General features: G+C 66.6%; 14 protein-coding genes. 12 read left to right on the forward strand and 2 right to left on the reverse strand.

What is annotated here, in order from left to right; translation table 11 throughout:
* Positions 1-51 precede the first annotated feature (51 nt).
* Positions 52-1,269, forward strand: coding sequence for a D-alanyl-D-alanine carboxypeptidase family protein (locus tag AC5P5S_RS07050; RefSeq protein WP_005411069.1), 1,218 nt, complete (start codon positions 52-54; stop codon positions 1,267-1,269).
* 443 nt (positions 1,270-1,712) lie between these two features.
* On the opposite strand, the gene AC5P5S_RS07055 is transcribed toward AC5P5S_RS07050, so the two are convergent.
* On the reverse strand, positions 1,713-2,771 hold the full coding sequence (locus AC5P5S_RS07055) for a lipid A deacylase LpxR family protein (protein ID WP_080354109.1): 1,059 nt from the start codon (positions 2,769-2,771) through the stop codon (positions 1,713-1,715).
* Positions 2,772-3,122: 351 nt separating this feature from the next.
* Here AC5P5S_RS07055 and AC5P5S_RS07060 point away from each other — a divergent pair, with 351 nt between their 5' ends.
* From AC5P5S_RS07060 to gnd, 7 genes are all read left to right on the forward strand, one after another.
* On the forward strand, positions 3,123-3,401 hold the full coding sequence (locus AC5P5S_RS07060) for a YbeD family protein (protein ID WP_005411067.1): 279 nt from the start codon (positions 3,123-3,125) through the stop codon (positions 3,399-3,401).
* Positions 3,389-4,099, forward strand: a complete 711-nt coding sequence (gene lipB / locus AC5P5S_RS07065) for a lipoyl(octanoyl) transferase LipB (RefSeq protein ID WP_005411066.1) — start codon at positions 3,389-3,391, stop codon at positions 4,097-4,099. Before AC5P5S_RS07060 ends, lipB begins: the two co-directional genes overlap by 13 nt.
* 17 nt (positions 4,100-4,116) lie before the next feature.
* Positions 4,117-5,127 carry a lipoyl synthase gene (gene lipA, locus AC5P5S_RS07070; protein WP_005411065.1) on the forward strand — a complete coding sequence of 337 codons (1,011 nt, stop codon included), beginning with the start codon at positions 4,117-4,119 and terminating at the stop codon, positions 5,125-5,127.
* Positions 5,128-5,406: 279 nt separating this feature from the next.
* The gene (locus AC5P5S_RS07075; protein ID WP_005411064.1) at positions 5,407-7,584 is read left to right on the forward strand and encodes a carboxy terminal-processing peptidase; all 2,178 of its coding nucleotides are present in this window, start codon (positions 5,407-5,409) and stop codon (positions 7,582-7,584) included.
* 248 nt (positions 7,585-7,832) lie between these two features.
* Complete coding sequence (locus tag AC5P5S_RS07080; protein ID WP_005411063.1) at positions 7,833-8,423, forward strand: DUF2242 domain-containing protein; 591 nt, start codon at positions 7,833-7,835, stop codon at positions 8,421-8,423.
* A gap of 17 nt (positions 8,424-8,440) precedes the next feature.
* Positions 8,441-9,676, forward strand: coding sequence for a hypothetical protein (locus AC5P5S_RS07085; RefSeq protein WP_062605621.1), 1,236 nt, complete (start codon positions 8,441-8,443; stop codon positions 9,674-9,676).
* Between the two features lie 10 nt (positions 9,677-9,686).
* The gene (gnd, locus tag AC5P5S_RS07090; RefSeq protein WP_005411061.1) at positions 9,687-10,592 is read left to right on the forward strand and encodes a phosphogluconate dehydrogenase (NAD(+)-dependent, decarboxylating); all 906 of its coding nucleotides are present in this window, start codon (positions 9,687-9,689) and stop codon (positions 10,590-10,592) included.
* Positions 10,593-10,881: 289 nt separating this feature from the next.
* On the opposite strand, the gene AC5P5S_RS07095 is transcribed toward gnd, so the two are convergent.
* The gene (locus AC5P5S_RS07095) at positions 10,882-11,925 is read right to left on the reverse strand and encodes an oxidoreductase (protein WP_012481283.1); all 1,044 of its coding nucleotides are present in this window, start codon (positions 11,923-11,925) and stop codon (positions 10,882-10,884) included.
* 170 nt (positions 11,926-12,095) lie between these two features.
* On the opposite strand from AC5P5S_RS07095, the gene AC5P5S_RS07100 reads away from it, so the two are divergent.
* From AC5P5S_RS07100 to AC5P5S_RS07115, 4 genes are all read left to right on the forward strand, one after another.
* On the forward strand, positions 12,096-12,479 hold the full coding sequence (locus AC5P5S_RS07100; protein ID WP_005411059.1) for a BON domain-containing protein: 384 nt from the start codon (positions 12,096-12,098) through the stop codon (positions 12,477-12,479).
* A gap of 234 nt (positions 12,480-12,713) precedes the next feature.
* The gene (locus AC5P5S_RS07105) at positions 12,714-14,531 is read left to right on the forward strand and encodes a sensor histidine kinase (protein WP_043034000.1); all 1,818 of its coding nucleotides are present in this window, start codon (positions 12,714-12,716) and stop codon (positions 14,529-14,531) included.
* Positions 14,528-14,968 carry a response regulator gene (locus AC5P5S_RS07110; RefSeq protein WP_005411057.1) on the forward strand — a complete coding sequence of 147 codons (441 nt, stop codon included), beginning with the start codon at positions 14,528-14,530 and terminating at the stop codon, positions 14,966-14,968. Before AC5P5S_RS07105 ends, AC5P5S_RS07110 begins: the two co-directional genes overlap by 4 nt.
* 4 nt (positions 14,969-14,972) lie before the next feature.
* Positions 14,973-16,484, forward strand: a complete 1,512-nt coding sequence (locus AC5P5S_RS07115) for an ATP-binding protein (RefSeq protein WP_005414498.1) — start codon at positions 14,973-14,975, stop codon at positions 16,482-16,484.
* Positions 16,485-16,578 lie beyond the last annotated feature (94 nt).

A 16,578-nucleotide genomic window follows, 5' to 3' on the forward strand; every position in this document is an offset into this window, starting at 1 on the left:
CCGTTACGTTCCACCCTCCATTCCCGGCCGTCCCCTGGAGCCTGCTGTCCAATGAATTTCCGTTCCGCCGCCACCGCCCTGGCCGCCACCCTGGTGGTGGGCCTGGCTTCCGCCCAGACGCCGCTGCCGACTCCGGCCACGCCGGCGCCCGCCGCCGCCGCCGCCCCGGCCACCGTCGCCACTCCGCCGGCCCCGGCGCCAAGCGTGTCCAAGGCCTGGGTGCTGATGGATTACGCCACCGGCCAGGTGCTGGCTGGTGAAAACATCCACGAGCAGCTGGCCCCGGCCAGCATCACCAAGGTGATGACGTCCTACGTGATCGCCGCCGAGGTCAAGAACGGCAAGGTCCGTGCGGATGACCAGGTGATGATGAGCGAGCGCGCCTGGCGCGAAGGTGGCGCCGGCACCGATGGGAGCTACAGCGGCTTCCCGGTCAACCAGACCGCGCGCCTGGAAGACATGGAAAAGGGCATGGCGATCCAGTCCGGCAATGATGCCGCGATCGCCTTGGCCGAACATGTGGCTGGCAGCGAAGAGGCCTTTGCCTCGCTGATGAACAGCTACGCCGCCAAGATCGGCATGAAGGACTCGCACTTCGTCAACGCCCATGGTCTGACCGCGCAGGGCCACCACAGCACCGCCTACGACCTGGCGCTGCTGGGCCGCGCGATGGTCCGCGATTACCCGGAAACCTACGCGTACAACAAGATCAAGGAATTCCAGGTCGGCAACATCAAGCAGCCGAACCGCAACCTGCTGCTGTGGCGCGATGGCAGCGTGGACGGCATCAAGACCGGCCACACCTCCGAGGCGGGCTACTGCCTGATGAGCTCGGCCCAGCGTGGCGACCAGCGCCTGATCGCGGTGGTGCTGGGCGGTGCGTCGGAGAAGCAGCGTGCCGATGACAGCCTGGCCCTGCTGAACTGGGGCTTCCGCTTCTTCGAGACCCACCGCCTCTACGAGCCGGGCAAGGCCGTGGCCGAGCACAAGGTCTGGAAGGGCACCACCGACAAGGTGCAGCTGGGCGTGGCCCAGCCGATGCTGGTCAGCGTGCCGCGCGGCCGCTACAACGACCTGAAGCCGAGCATCGACGTGCCCAAGACCCTGGAAGCACCGTTCACCGCCGGCCAGCAGATCGGTACCGTGAAGGTCACCCTGGATGGCAAGGTCATCGCCGAGGCACCGTTGGTGGCCGTGGCCGCCGTCGAGCAGGCAGGCTTCTTCAAGCGCCTGTGGGACAGCTTCTGGATGTGGTGGGAATCGGAATGATCCACGCCCTGGCGTGGTGAAGGAAAAGGCCGGCGAATGCCGGCCTTTTCCGTTTTCGGGATGCCGGCTCCGCATGATTCCCGCCGGATATGGGTAGTGCCGGCCGCTGGCCGGCTCCTCATGAACCCATCCGGATGTGGGTAGTGCCGGCCGCTGGCCGGCTCCTCATGAACCCATCCGGATGTGGGTAGTGCCGGCCGCTGGCCGGCTCCCCATGGACCCATCCGGATGTGGGTAGTGCCGGCCGCTGGCCGGCTCCTCATGAACCCATCCGGATGTGGGTAGTGCCGGCCGCTGGCCGGCTCCCCATGAACCCATCCGGATATGCCGGCAGCCGGCCAGCGGCCGGCACTACCCTCAGCCCCTCGCTTACAGCGAGCCATGCAATAACCGGTGTGCCGACCAACGGTCGGCACCTACCCGTTTCACCCTCAGCCCCTCGCTTACAGCGAGCGGCTGATGGTGAAGCTGCCGAACACCGGTGCTTCGCGCTGGCCGTTGAACTCGCGCGTGCTGTGGTAGCGCGCCGCGGCGAACTTCCAGCGCCCGTACATCACGGCCACGCCGTAGCCGCCGTAGGCCACCACATGGCGCTTGTCCACGCTGTGACTGTTGCGGAACGTGTTGCCATCCAGCGTGATGTCGCGGATCACCCAGGCAGCGTCCGAGGTCGCGAACAGGTGCCAGGACCAGCCATTGGGACGGCCGCTGCGGGTCGGCGCAGTGTTCTCGCCGGCCGGGCGCAACGGCGTGCTGCCGAAGTCGTCCGGCAGCTTCCAGCCGAAGCGCACTTCACCGCCGAGGTTGGCCTTGGTTTCCAGGTTGCCGATCGACCCGCCGTAGTGGCTGATCGCGTCCCAACCCCAGCCGTCGGCATTGACGCTGGCATCGCCGGGCCAGCGGCGCATGCGCTCATGGGTGAGCATGAACAGCGGCTCGTTGTGCAGCTGGTTGTCCCAGCCCTTGAATTTCTCGTCGCCCAGCACTTCGTGCACGGCATTCTGCACCTGCTTGCCCTGTGCCCACGGGCCGACCACGCCCAGCGTCAGCTGGGTGGTCTGCAGGCGGTCGCCGCTGCGCGCATTGAAACCGAAGTTTGCGATCAGTACGCCGGCGTAAGGACGGTCGTCCTCGATCAGGTCCCTGCGGCTGAAATCGGTCGGGGTGAAGATGCCCTGGCCGATGCTGAAGATCATGTTCTGCTGTTCGAACCTGCCCGGATGCAGCCCTTCCAGGTACTGGTTCACCCAGCGCGCCATGCGCGGCAGGCAGGGGTCGTCGGTGTAGTCGACCAGATTGGGCGAGACCAGGGTCAACAGCGCCCCGTTGGTGTAGCCCTGGTCCTGGTGGCGGCCACCAAACAGGTCGTTGTCGACGCGGAAGTTGATCTGCGGCGGGTGGTCGCGCATCGCGTCCGGGCCACATTGTTCGGCCGCCTGGGCGGCAAGGGGGAGGGCAGAGGCCAGCAGGCCGGCCAGCCCCAAGGCTGCGACACTACGCATGGATGGAATGCTCATGGGGAAGGGGACGGTTTTCAGTCGTTGTATGCAACGCTACGGTACTCGCGCCCGCGCGGCGGAACGAGCACGTTCGAATCACTTGTCTGTTCCGAAAACAACATTGTCCAGCGGACACAATTTGTTACCCGCGCAAGCGCCGCGGGTCTGGTGTGAAGGTGACCACTGGCCGCCATACGATGCCTGGGCCAGTGCGTGACAGCAGATTGCAGTCAGCTGCCGTTGGGCTTTCGCCCCGCGCCTCTGGGTGCTCTGCAACGCAGCAGGCCGCCGGTGCCGTCTTTGACGTTGATGAATACTCTTGGGTTTGTTGCCCTGCGGCCCGATAATGGGTCCATGGAAATCAAGTCCGACAACCCCGACCACGGCTTCCAGTTCCCCGGCCAGTTCGAGCTCAGCGCCATGGGCCCGGCCAACCGCGGCCTGGAACATGAGCTCCCCCGCCTGCTGCTGGCTGCCGGCATCGATGTCGTCAATGAACGCATCAGCTGGAAGCATTCCTCCAACGGCAAGTACGTGTCCGTCCGCATCGTGTTCAAGGCTGAGAGCCGCGAACAGTACGACCTGGCGCACCAGGCGCTGCGCGACCACCCGGAAGTGAAGTGGACGCTGTAGCCGACAGCTGCCCGGCTGAAGCCGCCCCCGAGGACCGCGCGCCGCGTCCGGCGCTGGTGCGTGACCTTGGCCGCCAGGCGTACGAGCCGGTGTGGCGCGCCATGCAGCGCTTCACCGACCAGCGCAGCGACACCGATGCCGACGAATTGTGGGTGGTCGAACACGACCCGGTGTTCACCCTGGGCCAGGCCGGCAAGGATGAGCATGTGCTGGCGCCGGGCGATATCCCGGTGCTGCATGTGGACCGTGGCGGCCAGGTGACCTATCACGGCCCCGGCCAGATCGTGGTCTACCCGCTGCTGCGCCTGCCGCGCCTGGGCATCGGTGTGCGCGATTACGTGTGCCGCATCGAGCAGGCCATCATCGATACGCTGGGCGAGTGGAACATCGGTGCCGAACGCCGCGAGGGCGCCCCGGGCGTCTATGTCGGCGGCGCCAAGATCGCTGCCCTCGGCATCCGCGTGCGTCGCGGCTGCACCTTCCACGGCCTGGCCTTCAATGTGGCCATGGACCTTGAACCCTTCCACCGCATCAATCCCTGTGGCTATCAGGGGTTGCAGGTGACCTCGGTGGTAGACTTGGGCGGTCCCTCCGGGATGGAGGCCGTCAAGCCGGTGCTGCTGGACCACCTGGCCCGCCAGTTCGGCCTGCTGCTGCAGCACACCCCCGAACTGCCCGATCTTTCTGCGGCCGCCTGACCGCCCCCGGAACTGCCATGACTGAAACCACCGCCCGTTCCATTCCCCTGCAGATCGTGCAGGGCGACTCCCCGTCCGCCGCGCCGTTGCAGGCCGGGGTCAAGCAGCTGGGCGGTGACAAGATCAACCGCTCGCCGGTGCAGTTCGCCGACGCGCCGGTGCTGCGCAAACCGTCCTGGATCCGCGTGCGCATTCCTTCGGGCAATGCCGTGCAGAACCTGAAGGCCAAGCTGCGCGAAAACCGCCTGGTGACCGTGTGCGAGGAAGCCAGCTGCCCGAACATCCACGAGTGCTTCGGCCACGGCACCGCCACCTTCATGATCCTGGGCGAGGTCTGCACCCGCCGCTGCTCGTTCTGCGACGTGGCCCACGGCCGCCCGAAGCCGCCGGATGCCAACGAACCGGCCAGCCTCGGCCAGACCGTGGCCGACATGGGCCTGAAGTACGTGGTGGTGACCAGCGTCGACCGCGATGACCTGCGCGACGGTGGTGCCCAGCACTTCGTCGACTGCATCACCGCCATTCGCGAGAAGTCGCCGGGCACCCGCATCGAAGTGCTGACCCCGGACTTCCGTGGCAAGGGCCGCATGGAGCGCGCGCTGGAGATCCTGGCGCAGAACCCGCCGGATGTGTTCAACCACAACATCGAGACCGTGCCGGACCTGTACCGCAACGTGCGCCCGGGTGCGGACTACCAGTGGTCGCTGAACCTGCTGAAGAACTTCAAGGCGCAGCATCCGGACGTGCCGACCAAGAGCGGCATCATGCTGGGCCTGGGCGAGGACTTCGAACAGATCAAGGCCACCCTGCGCGACCTGCGCGCGCACGACGTGGACATGATCACCATCGGCCAGTACCTGCAGCCGACCGCACACCACCACCCGGTGCTGAAGTACTGGACCCCGGAAGACTACAAGGCGCTGGAGGACTACGGCTACGAGCTGGGCTTCAGCCATGTTGCCTCCGGCCCGATGGTGCGCTCGTCGTACCACGCCGACGTGCAGGCCAAGGGCGCCGGCGTCTCCTGAGGTGGGTGCGGGCCTCCTCACTGGTGGGTGCGGACCGTTGGTCCGCACGCTTCCGCCGGGCATGGCCCGGCGCTACCGGTAGCTGCTGACCTCTTCCCGGGTGGGTGCGGACCGTTGGTCCGCACGCCTTCGCCTGCATTCACAATTTGCTACACCGGCCCGGCTAGGCTGGTTTTCCACCGAGCGCGGCCGGGTGACAAACCCGGCAACTTTCGGCACTGTCGTGGTGTCTTAACACCCCGCAGTCTTCCCCTTGGCAAGGCGCCTTCGAGCACGTCAATGAAATTCAAAGCCCCCGCATTCCTGATGGCCCTGGCGCTGGTCGCGCCACTGGCGTTGGCGGCCAAGGCCGACTCGCCCGCATTGCCCGCGGCGGCCACCGCCGACCAGGTGACCACCTCCAAACTGGTGTACGGCCTGCTGTCCGACAGCCGCTACGCCTACCGCCCGCGCGCGCTGGACGAGGCCACCTCCAAGGACGTGTTCAAGCGCTATCTCGAAACGCTTGACGGTGGCAAGCAGTACTTCACCCAGGCCGACGTGGCGCGCTTCGCACCGTTCGAGGCCAACATCGCCTCGGCCATCCGGGGCGGCGAGCTGGAGCCGGCGTTCCAGGTGTTCGCTGTCTACAAGCAGCGCGTCGGCGAGCGCGTGGCGTACGCGCGCAAGCTGCTCAAGCAGGAGCCGGACTTCACCACCGACGAGCGCTTCGAGTACGACCGCAAGAAGGTGCCGTGGGCGGCCAGCAGTGCCGAGCTCGATGAGCTGTGGCGCAAGTCGGTGAAGAACGATTGGCTGCGCCTGAAGCTGGCCGGCAAGAAGCCGGATGACATCCGCAAGACGCTGGACAAGCGCTACGCGACGCTGGAGAAGTCGGTCAATGAACTGAAGGGCGAAGACGTCTTCCAGTTCTTCATGAATTCGTACACCAGTGCCGTTGACCCGCACACGGATTACTTCACCCCACGCACCGCCGAGAACTTCAACCAGGCGATGTCGCTGTCGCTGGAAGGCATCGGTGCGCAGCTGCAGCGCCAGGACGATGTGGTGGTCATCCGCGAGATCATTGCCGGTGGCCCGGCCGCGGTGGATGGCACGCTGAAGCCGGGTGACCGCATCGTCGGCGTTGGCCAGGGCAAGTCCGGCCTGGTCGAGGACGTGATCGGCTGGCGCATCGACGATGTCGTGGCCAAGATCCGCGGCGCCAAGGACACCCAGGTCAAGCTGGAATTCATCCCGGCTGCCGAAGGCGCCGATGGCAAGCACCACACCCTGGTGCTGACCCGCCAGAAGGTGCGCCTGGCCGAACAGGCCGCCAAGGGGGAGACCATGACCATCCCGGCTGCCAACGGCGAGCCGGCACGCAGGATCGGTGTGATCAAGCTGCCGACCTTCTACCAGGACTTCGAAGGCCGTCGCCGCAATGCCGCCGACTACGCCTCGGCCACCCGCGACGTGGCCAAGCTGCTGGCCGGCTTCAAGAACGACAAGCTGGACGGCGTGGTGCTGGACCTGCGCAACAACGGCGGTGGTTCGCTGGATGAAGCGATCGAACTGACCGGCCTGTTCATCGAACAGGGGCCGGTTGTGCAGGTGCGCGAATCCGGTGGCCGCGTCACCGTCAACAGCGACCGCAACCAGGGCGTGGCGTGGGATGGCCCGCTGGCGGTGCTGATCAACCGTGGTTCGGCCTCGGCCTCGGAGATCTTCGCTGGCGCCATCCAGGACTACGGTCGCGGCCTGGTGATCGGTGAAACCAGCTTCGGCAAGGGCACCGTACAGAACATCGTCGACCTTGACCGCTGGCCGAGCGGCGAGACCCAGCGCTTCGGCCAGGTCAAGCTGACCATTGCCCAGTTCTTCCGCATCAGCGGCAGCAGCACCCAGCACAAGGGTGTGGTGCCGGACCTGGCCTTCCCGGCCAGCGTCGATGCCACCGAGTTCGGCGAGAGCACCTACGACAACGCACTGCCGTGGACCCGCATCGCCGCCGTGCCGCACACCCAGTACGGCAACTTCGCGCCGTTGCTGCCGAAGCTGGAAACCCGTCACGACGCGCGCATCGCCACCGACAAGGAGTTCCAGTGGTGGAACGAGGACGTGCAGCAGTTCCGCACCGAAGCGGCGAAGAAGTACATCTCGCTCAACGAGGCGACCCGTCGCGCTGAGCGCGAGCGCCAGGATACCCAGCGCAAGGAGCGCCAGGTGCAGCGCAAGGAGCTGGGCCTGGCCCTGGACCCGCTGGCCGATGACAGCAGCGATGACGGCCTGACCGGCAACGAGCGCGACATCGTCAAGGATGCCGCGCGCGAGAAGGCTGCCGAAAAGCGCCCGGACCCGCTGCTGCGCGAGTCAGCCTCGATCCTGGCCGACGCGGTGAACCTGCTGGCCAACGACCGCCCGCTGTCGGCGCAGGTGCTGCCGCAGTCCACCGGTGCCGGCCGCTGGGCGGACTGAGCCGGCGACGGCATGTGATACCCGAGGGGCCGGCATTGCCGGCCCTTTTTTTCGTTTGGGGGACCTCGTTCACGGTAGCGCCGTGCCATGCGTGGCGGGGCGAAGTGCCACAAACGACTTAATCCCCTCCGTCCCCCCTTTTCCGTGCATGAACCGGCAGCAACGGCGGGGGCTGGCGGGCGTACTTTCGACCTGCCGCACACGGCCGCAGGACTACCCTTGGCGGTACCGTCCTCGCAGGAGTACCCATGCGGGCCTCCCGTCTTTCCAGTGTTGCCGTGGCGCTCGCCAGCGCCCTGATCCTGTCGGCCTGTGGTGGCCGCGCTGCTGACAGCACGTTGCTTCGCGAATCCTTTGATTCCGGCGACACTTTCTCGCGCACCGTCGATGGCCGTCCCGGTGACGCCTGCGAGGCCGCACGGCGCACCCTGCTCAGCCAGGGCTATGCCATCGCCCGTTCCGACGCGGCTCAGGTGGAAGGCAACAAGAACTTCCAGCCGCGCGAGGACGATCACGAGCAGCTGGTGCTGCGTATTTCCTGCGCACCGCGCGGGAGCCAGACACTGGTATTCGTCAGTGCCGTGCAGGATCGCTATGCGTTGAAGAAGAGTCCGACCTCGGCCAGTGTTGGCGTCGGTGCGCTCGGATCTGTATCGCTGCCGTTCGGCAGCAATGACGACTCGCTGGTGAAAGTGGCCAGCAGCACGGTTACCGATGCTGAGTTCTATCGTCGCTTCTTCCAGCGCCTGCAGCAGTACCTTCCGGCGGAGGCAGGCAAGCCCGTTCCGCCTGTGGCCACAACCCCGGAGCCCGCACCGGCGAGCACGGACCAGGATTGAACGTGCGCGGCAGATGGATGGGCGTGGCCCTGCTGCTGCCCGCGCTGGGCGCGGCAGCCACGCCGCTGGACTGTACACAAGGCCTGCTGCAGCGCCTGGGGTGGCACTTCGAAACACGCGCGATCGGTGCACCGCAGGTGCATGGTGGCCCTGTGTGCACCCGCGCGTCGCTGCCGGAGGCTCAGGCGGCAGGCGATCTGCGCGTGCAATGGCCGGCGGACATGCCCGCTGCAGCGCGCAAGGCGTTGCTGCAGCAGGTGCTGGACGACCCGGCTACGGTTTGCGCCTACGCCTTCCAGCTGGGTGCAGCCACGCAACGTGCCGCTGCTGCACTGCAGGGCAATGCAGGATTCCGCTTCTCTGGCCTGCAGCTCGGTTGGATCGGCTTCGGCCTGCACGGCGAACAGGCGCAAGGCTGGCAGCGCACGCGAAGCTTCGGCCGTGGTTTCGTGCCCATTACGGGCAACAGCCAGGCGCTGCAGGCGTTCTACAGCGGCAATGTGCGCGCCGAATGTGGAGTCGGTCGCCAGGTCGCACAACTGGCCACACAGCGCGAGCTGTATGGCGATGCGGCCTTCGACGCTGGATTCTCCGCAGAAGAACTGTCGATCGGTACGTTCCTCGCGCTGCACGATACCGACAGCATCCTGCTTGGCGCACACGCCGGTGACTACTTCGCCGATGGCAAGGCGGTGCGCACCTCGGCGATGGGCCGCCAGGCCTTCGTCGGTGTGCCTGGTTTCATCGAACATGTGTACGACAAGGGCACGCTGGACGACCTGAGCAACCAGGCCGAAAACTTCGTGGTGGTGTCGGTGGGCGAGGAGGCCGCGCAGGCGTTGGCCGCGCACGGCGGCCTTGCCTGGTACGACCAGCGCAATGCCGAGCTGTGGGCGCTGGCGCAGGACATCCCGCGTATCGGCCGGCGCTACTTCGAACGCCTGTTGTTCGAGCGCGACCCGGACCTTCGTGCACGGCTGGAACCGCGCTACCACGCCACGCTGGCACGCATGGACCGCCTGCTGGACGATCCGTTCTACCAGCAGTTCGTGATCTATGTGCATCCGCGCGGTATACGTCCCATCGGCTACCACATCGCCCGCCTGCTTGACCGCAACCCGCGAACCCCCTTTTCGATCGACCTGGCGGTGCACAATCTGCATACCACGCTCTACCGGCGTTGGCGCGAGGCGCAGCTGCGCCACTGCGCGGCTACCGGCAGGCCAGGCAGCCTGACCCTAGACCCCAACTGAAGGTGAAACAATGGATATTGCAATGATCGGCCTCGGCCGCATGGGCGCCAACATGGCCCAGCGCCTGCATCGCGGCGGCCACCGCGTCGTCGGCTACGACCCGGGCGAAGGTGCCCGCCAGCGCGCCGCCGAGGCCGGCCTGGAGGTGGTCGATTCGCTGGCCGCCGCGGTGGCCGCGCTGCCGGTGCCGCGCGTGGTGTGGCTGATGGTGCCGGCCGGCGAAACCGTCGACCAGACCCTGGGTCAGCTGACTCCGCACCTGGCCGAGGGTGACATCGTCATCGACGGCGGCAACTCCAACTACCAGGACTCGATCCGTCGCGCCAAGGCGCTGGCCGAAGACGACCTGGGCTACGTCGACTGCGGCACCAGCGGTGGCGTGTGGGGCCTGCAGGAAGGCTACAGCCTGATGGTCGGTGGTGAAGCGGCGGTGGTGGAGCAGATCGCACCGCTGCTGCGCACGCTGGCACCGGCCGAAGACCGTGGCTGGGGTCGTGTCGGCCCGTCCGGCGCTGGCCACTTCACCAAGATGGTCCACAACGGCATCGAGTACGGAATGATGCAGGCCTACGCGGAGGGCTTCGCGCTGATGGAGCGCAAGCAGGAAATGGAACTGGACCTGGCCCAGGTGGCCGAAGTCTGGCGCCACGGCAGCGTGGTGCGCTCGTGGCTGCTGGACCTGAGCACCGAAGCCCTCAAGCGCAATCCGTCGCTGGATGGCATCGCGCCGTACGTGGAGGACTCCGGTGAAGGCCGCTGGACCGTGGCCGAAGCGATCGCGCTCGATGTGCCGGCACCGGTGATCACCCTGTCGCTGCTGGAACGCCTGCGCTCGCGCGAATCCAATTCGTTCACCGACCGCCTGCTGTCGGCGATGCGCAACGAATTCGGCGGCCACGCGATCAAGAAATCGTAAGCACGAAGCCGGGGTCGGATCCCTTTCCGTAGGAAAGGGCTCTGACCCCATGCAGGCAGTCGAGCATGGCTCGACTCTGCCAAAGCCGTCTCCGATGGCTTCCACGTCGATGTGTCGACCAAGGTCGACACCTACCGTCGGGCGCGGGACTCTGTCGAAGGCGGGGTGGGTCCGGCTCCCGCAACCGGACCCATCCTGCCATCTCACGGATTGCCGGTTTTTGCCGTTGCTGTTGAGGTTGCCGGCCAGCGGCCGGCACTACCACGGGTGCAGGGCGCAACCCTGCCGATCACCCCAACGCGATCCGCCGCCCTTCGCGCGCACTGTCCATGCCTGCCTGCAGCAGCCGCATCAGCTGCAGCGCCTGCACCGGATCGACCGTGGCTTCGCAGTCGCCATGCATGGCCGCGGCGAACTGCGCATACAACCGACGGTAGTCACCGGGCAGATTGTCGACGGTGCCGCGCTGCACGTTGTCCTCGGCATCACAGCGCACCAGCTCGCCATGCCGCGGGTCGATGCCCCAGCCGGGTGCACCGGGCGCCACACCGCGGCGCAGCTGCGCTTCCTGTACATCCAGGCCGTGCTTGATCCAACTGGCCTTGCTGCCATGCACGCTGAAATGCGGCGTGGGAGCTGCCACCAGGGAACCGGAATGCACGATCGCGCGATGCCGCGGGTAGTGCAGCACGGCGTGGAAGTAATCGATGGCGCTGCCGCCATCGCGCTGCACGGCCAGATCAGCATCGATCGCTTCGGGCCAGCCGAACAGCACCAGCATCTGGTCCAGCAGGTGCGGGCCCAGGTCGTACCACAGGCCACTGCCGGGACCGTCCTGCTCGCGCCAGCGGTCACGCACCTGCGGGCGATAGCGATCGAAATGCACATGGCACTCGGCGATGTCGCCCAGTGTCCCGTCCGCAAGCAGCGCCTGCAGCGTGAGGAAGTCGGCATCGAAGCGCCGGTTCTGGAAGACGGTGGCGATGCGTCCGGCATCGCGTGCCGCAGCCAGAACGGCTTCGGCTTCAGCGACATCCAGCGCGAACGGCTTGTCGACCAGCACGTGCTTGCCGGCGGCCAGCGCTGCGATCGCCAGCGGCGCGTGCTGTTCATTGGGCGTGGCGATCACTACGGCATCCACGGCCGGGTCGTCGAACACCTCCTGCGGCGTGGCACGCACGTGCACGTCGCTGAACGCGCGCAGCAACGTGTCTCGCTGCGAACTGACGATGCTGTGCAGCACCAGGCCGGGTGTGTGCTGGATCAGCGGTGCGTGGAAGACACGGCCGGCGAGGCCGTAGCCGATCAGGGCCAGTTGCAGGTCGGGGCGCATGACAGAGCTCCGGCAGTGGGAAGGGCAGGGTAAACGACGCGGGCTCACGGGCCAAAGCTGAACGGTTGGCGTTGCAGGTAGCCCGATTCACAGCGGCATGACCGCAACGCCACGCCTGCTCTACGCCGGTTTGTCCAGACTGGCAGCACATTCCGAAGGAGTACGACACGATGAGCAATACGACCCGCACGCTGATTGCCTCCGCCCTGACGCTGGGCCTGGCGCTGTCCTCCTCGGCCGCATTCGCCAAGGATCCGGCCGCGAAGAGCCCGCCGACCAGCGCGCACCCGGCGACCCATGCTGATCGCCACGATTCCAACGAGCCGGTGACCGATACCTGGATCACCACCAAGGTGAAGGCCGACCTGCTCGCCAGCAGCAACGTTCCGGGTACCGAAATCAAGGTGGAAACCGTGAACGGCGTGGTCAGCCTGAGTGGTGCCGTAGCGAGCCAGGCCGAGAAGGACAAGGCCGTCACCACCGCCAAGGGCATCAAGGGCGTGACCCGCGTTGATGCAGCCGCATTGAAGGTCAGCGCTGCCGCCAAGCGCTGAACCCGTTGGGCGCCCCCTCGCGGGGCGCACGTTGAGCTGTAGGGCCGCGGCCATGTTCGGCTGGAACTCCAAGGCAGCCGAGCATGGCCCGGCTCTACAGGTCTGAGGACTGCGAACCTGTTCAGCCAACCAGGGGGGAAACCCCTGCGTTGTGACCGCCTGCGCTATATTGCCGGTTCCGCCGCAGCCGGACAGGGTCCGGCCGACGCCCTGCGGCCGTGCTGAAGAGGAACTATGGCGCTGGTTTTCAGTGACGACATCTGGGACCGCTGGCGGTTGCCGGCCCTGGCGCTGGCGGCCGCAGCGATCATCGTGGTGCCGTGGTTGACCCTGCGCAAACTGCAGCAGGACAACGAGCAGGCAATGGCCTGGGTCAACCATACCCAGGCGGTGGGCGTGGCCCTGCAGCAGCTCCAGGCTGATGTGCGCGACGTCGAATCGGCCGCATTGACGCTGTCCAAGGGCGTGGACGCACCCGGGCTGCGTGAGCGCATGGCCGCAGCCAACGACATTCCCGGTCGCTTGGCCGAACTGGGGCGGATGACCCGCGACAACCCCGACCAGCTGATCCGCATCGGCCGTATCGAATCGATGCTGGAAGGAAGGATGGCGCTTGCCCGCGAGCTGGCCAGATCTGAACCCAACAGCGATCAACGCGAGCTGGTGAAGGACCTGAGCACGCGCTATCCGATCCGTGGCCTGGTGGAAGAACTCCAGGCCAGCGAACAGCAACTGTTGACACTGCGGGCCGAGCAGGCGGCGCGCCAGCGCAAGCAGACCGAGCTGGTGTCTTGGAGTTCGCTGGTGATCCAGCTGGGACTGCTCGGCCTGGTGCTTTGGCTCCTGCAGCGGCAGATCGGGCGGCGCCTGCACGCCGAACGCCAATCGCTGCGCTCGGCGGCACGCGCGGCATCGGTGTTGCAGACCGTGCGCGAACCCATCGTGCTGCTCGACCGCGACCTGCGCGTGCAGTTGCATAACCCCGCCTTCGCCGAGCTGTACGGGCTGCAGGACGAACGCGCCGATGGCCTGCTGCTGGAAAACGTCGGCGACGGTGCCTGGAAGGACGCCGTCGTGCGCCAACGCCTGTCCGACGTGCTGCTGCGCGGCCGCGAGCTGTGGGATTTCGAGCACGAACAGCGCACCGCCGACGGCATGGCGCGCTACATGCTGCTGAACGCACGGCGCATGCCGCTGCCCGATACCGATGATGAAGTGGTGCTGCTGACGGTCAGCGATGTCACCATGCAACGCGCAGTCCAGCTGCGCGTTGAAGAGCTCAACCGCCAGCTGGAAGGCAAGGTCGCGCAGGTGTCCGAGGTCAACCGCGAGCTGGAGGCCTTCAGCTACTCGGTCTCGCATGACCTGCGCGCACCGCTGCGCCACGTCGCCGGATTCTCCGACAAGCTGTCGCGCCACCTCGGCGACGCTGCCGATGACAAGAGCCGTCATTACCTGGACGTGATCTCCAGTTCGGCCCGGCGCATGGCGGCGCTGATCGATGACCTGCTGGTCTACTCGCGCCTGGGCCGCGCGGCGATGCGCCAGCAGGCGGTGGACATGCAGTCGCTGGTGGCCGATACCCGCGCCATGCTCGATTCCAACCTGCAGGCCGAGGCGGAGAACAGTGGCCATGTGCACCAGGTGGAGTGGAGCATCGCGCCGCTGCCGATCGTGGTCGGCGATGAGAACATGATCCGCCAGGTCTGGCTGAACCTGCTCGGCAACGCGGTGAAGTACTCGGGCAACCGCGAACCGGCGAAGATTCGCGTGGACTACCAGCCGCAGCCTGACGGCGGTCATCAGTTCACGGTCAGCGACAATGGTGCAGGCTTTGACATGGCCTACGCCGGCAAGCTGTTTGGTGTCTTCCAGCGTCTGCACAAGGCCAGCGACTACCCGGGTACCGGCATCGGCCTGGCCAGCGTGCGCCGCGTGCTCACCCGTCATGGCGGCCGTATCTGGGCCGAGGCTGAACCGGACGTCGGCGCCACCTTCCACTTCTACCTGCCTCCCGCGATCGATGCGGACAAACAAGGGCCTTCTGCATGACCACTTTGCGCACCATTCTTCTCGCCGAAGACAGCCCGGCCGACGCCGAAATGGCGATCGACGCCCTGGAAGAGGCGCGTCTGGCCAACCCCATCGTGCACGTCGAGGATGGCGTGGAAGTGATGGACTACCTGTTGCGCCGTGGTGCTTTCGCCAACCGCGAGGAAGGCCTGCCGGCGGTGCTGCTGCTGGATATCAAGATGCCGCGCATGGATGGCCTGGAAGTATTGCGGCAGATCCGCGAACACGAAGAGCTCAAGCGCCTGCCGGTGGTGATCCTGTCGTCCTCGCGCGAGGAAAGCGATCTGGCCCGGAGCTGGGACATGGGCGTGAATGCTTATGTGGTCAAGCCAGTGGACGTGGACCAGTTCTTCGGCGCCGTACAGACGCTGGGCAAGTTCTGGGCGTTGATCAACCAGGCACCGGAACTCGAGTGAGCCCATGCCCTTGACCGGTCCCGCCCTGGGGGCGCTGCGCATCCTGCTGGTGGAGGACTCACCGGAAGATGCCGAGCTGATGTCCGAACAGATGCTCGATGCGGGCCTGGAGGCCCGCTTCGAGCGTGTCGAGAGCGAGGCCGAACTGCGCCAGGCACTGGCCGCGTTCCAGCCGGACATCGTGCTGTCCGACCTGAGCATGCCGGGGTTTTCCGGTGATGATGCGCTGCGCATCGTGCGCGAGACCTCGCCGGAAATACCCTTCATCTTCGTCTCCGGCACCATGGGTGAGGAGAATGCGGTGGCGGCGCTGCAGAAGGGCGCCAATGACTACATCATCAAGCACCAGCCGGCGCGCCTGCCGTCGGCGGTGGCACGTGCGATCCGCGATGCACGCAGCGCGATCGAGCGCGCACGGGTGGAAACCGAGCTGATGCGCGCACAGCGCCTGGAAAGCCTGTCGCTGCTCGCAGCCGGGCTCAGCCACGACCTGCGCAACATCCTGCAGCCGTTGCTGATCATGCCGGACCTGCTGAAGGCGCGTACCGACGATCCGCAGCTGCACCACCTGGCCGATGTCATCGCCGAGTGCGGCCGCCGTGGCCATGAGATGGCCGAATCGATGCTGTCGTTCGTGCGCGGTTCGCGCAAGCCGAGCGAGCGCATCGAGATCGATGGCCTGTTCGATGCGGTGGCACTGCTGTTGCGCAGCAACGTGCCTGATGCGGTGCGCCTGGAGTTGCAGGTGCAGGACGAAGGCCTGGTGGTCGACGCCAACTACACCGAACTGCAGCAGGTGATGCTGAACCTCGCACTCAACGCGATACAGGCGATGCCCAACGGTGGTCGCCTGAGCCTGACTGCCAGCCATGCCGGCCATCGCGATGGCGTGGACTGGATGCACATACGGGTCGCCGACGAAGGCATCGGCATGGATGCGGACACGCTGTCGCACCTGTTCAATCCGTTCTTCACCACCAAGGCCGACGGCACTGGCCTGGGGCTGATTTCCTGCAAGCGCATCGTTGAAGGTGCCGGCGGCAGCATTCACGTCAGCAGCCAGCCGGGGCAGGGCACCTGCTTCGAACTGCGCCTGCCGATGCACGAGGCCATCGATGGCAGCGAGCCGATCGAACAGCTGGTGGCCTTGGGCAGCGGCCAATCGATCCTGGTGGTCGATGGCGAAGCCACGCGTCTATCGCTGCTGGGCAATGCGCTGTCCAGCCAGGGCTACCAGCTGCAGTTGGCCTCCGATGGGCCGGCAGCGCTGCGCTGGATGCAGCAGGAGGCGATGCCCGCGCTGGTGATTGCCGATGCCGGCTCCAAGCTGCTGCCGGCCAGCCAGCTGCTGGGCGAGATGGCGACGTTGGGCTATCGCGGCCCGGCACTGGTACTGGAAGACCCGGCAGTGCCGGTCGCGGCCGATGCCTTCCCGGACGGCGTAGAGGTGCATGTGCTGCACAAGCCGCTGCAGATGCAGCAGGTCTTCCGCGCCGTGGCCGAAGCGCTGGGCTGATGCCCGGTAGTGCCGGCCGCTGGCCGGCATCCCAGTGTGGTGGAATCAATGCGGTTGCCGGCCAGCGGCCGGCACTACCGGTCCACGGTCTCCC

This window comes from Stenotrophomonas sp. YJH_SMC_54 (assembly GCF_059368435.1).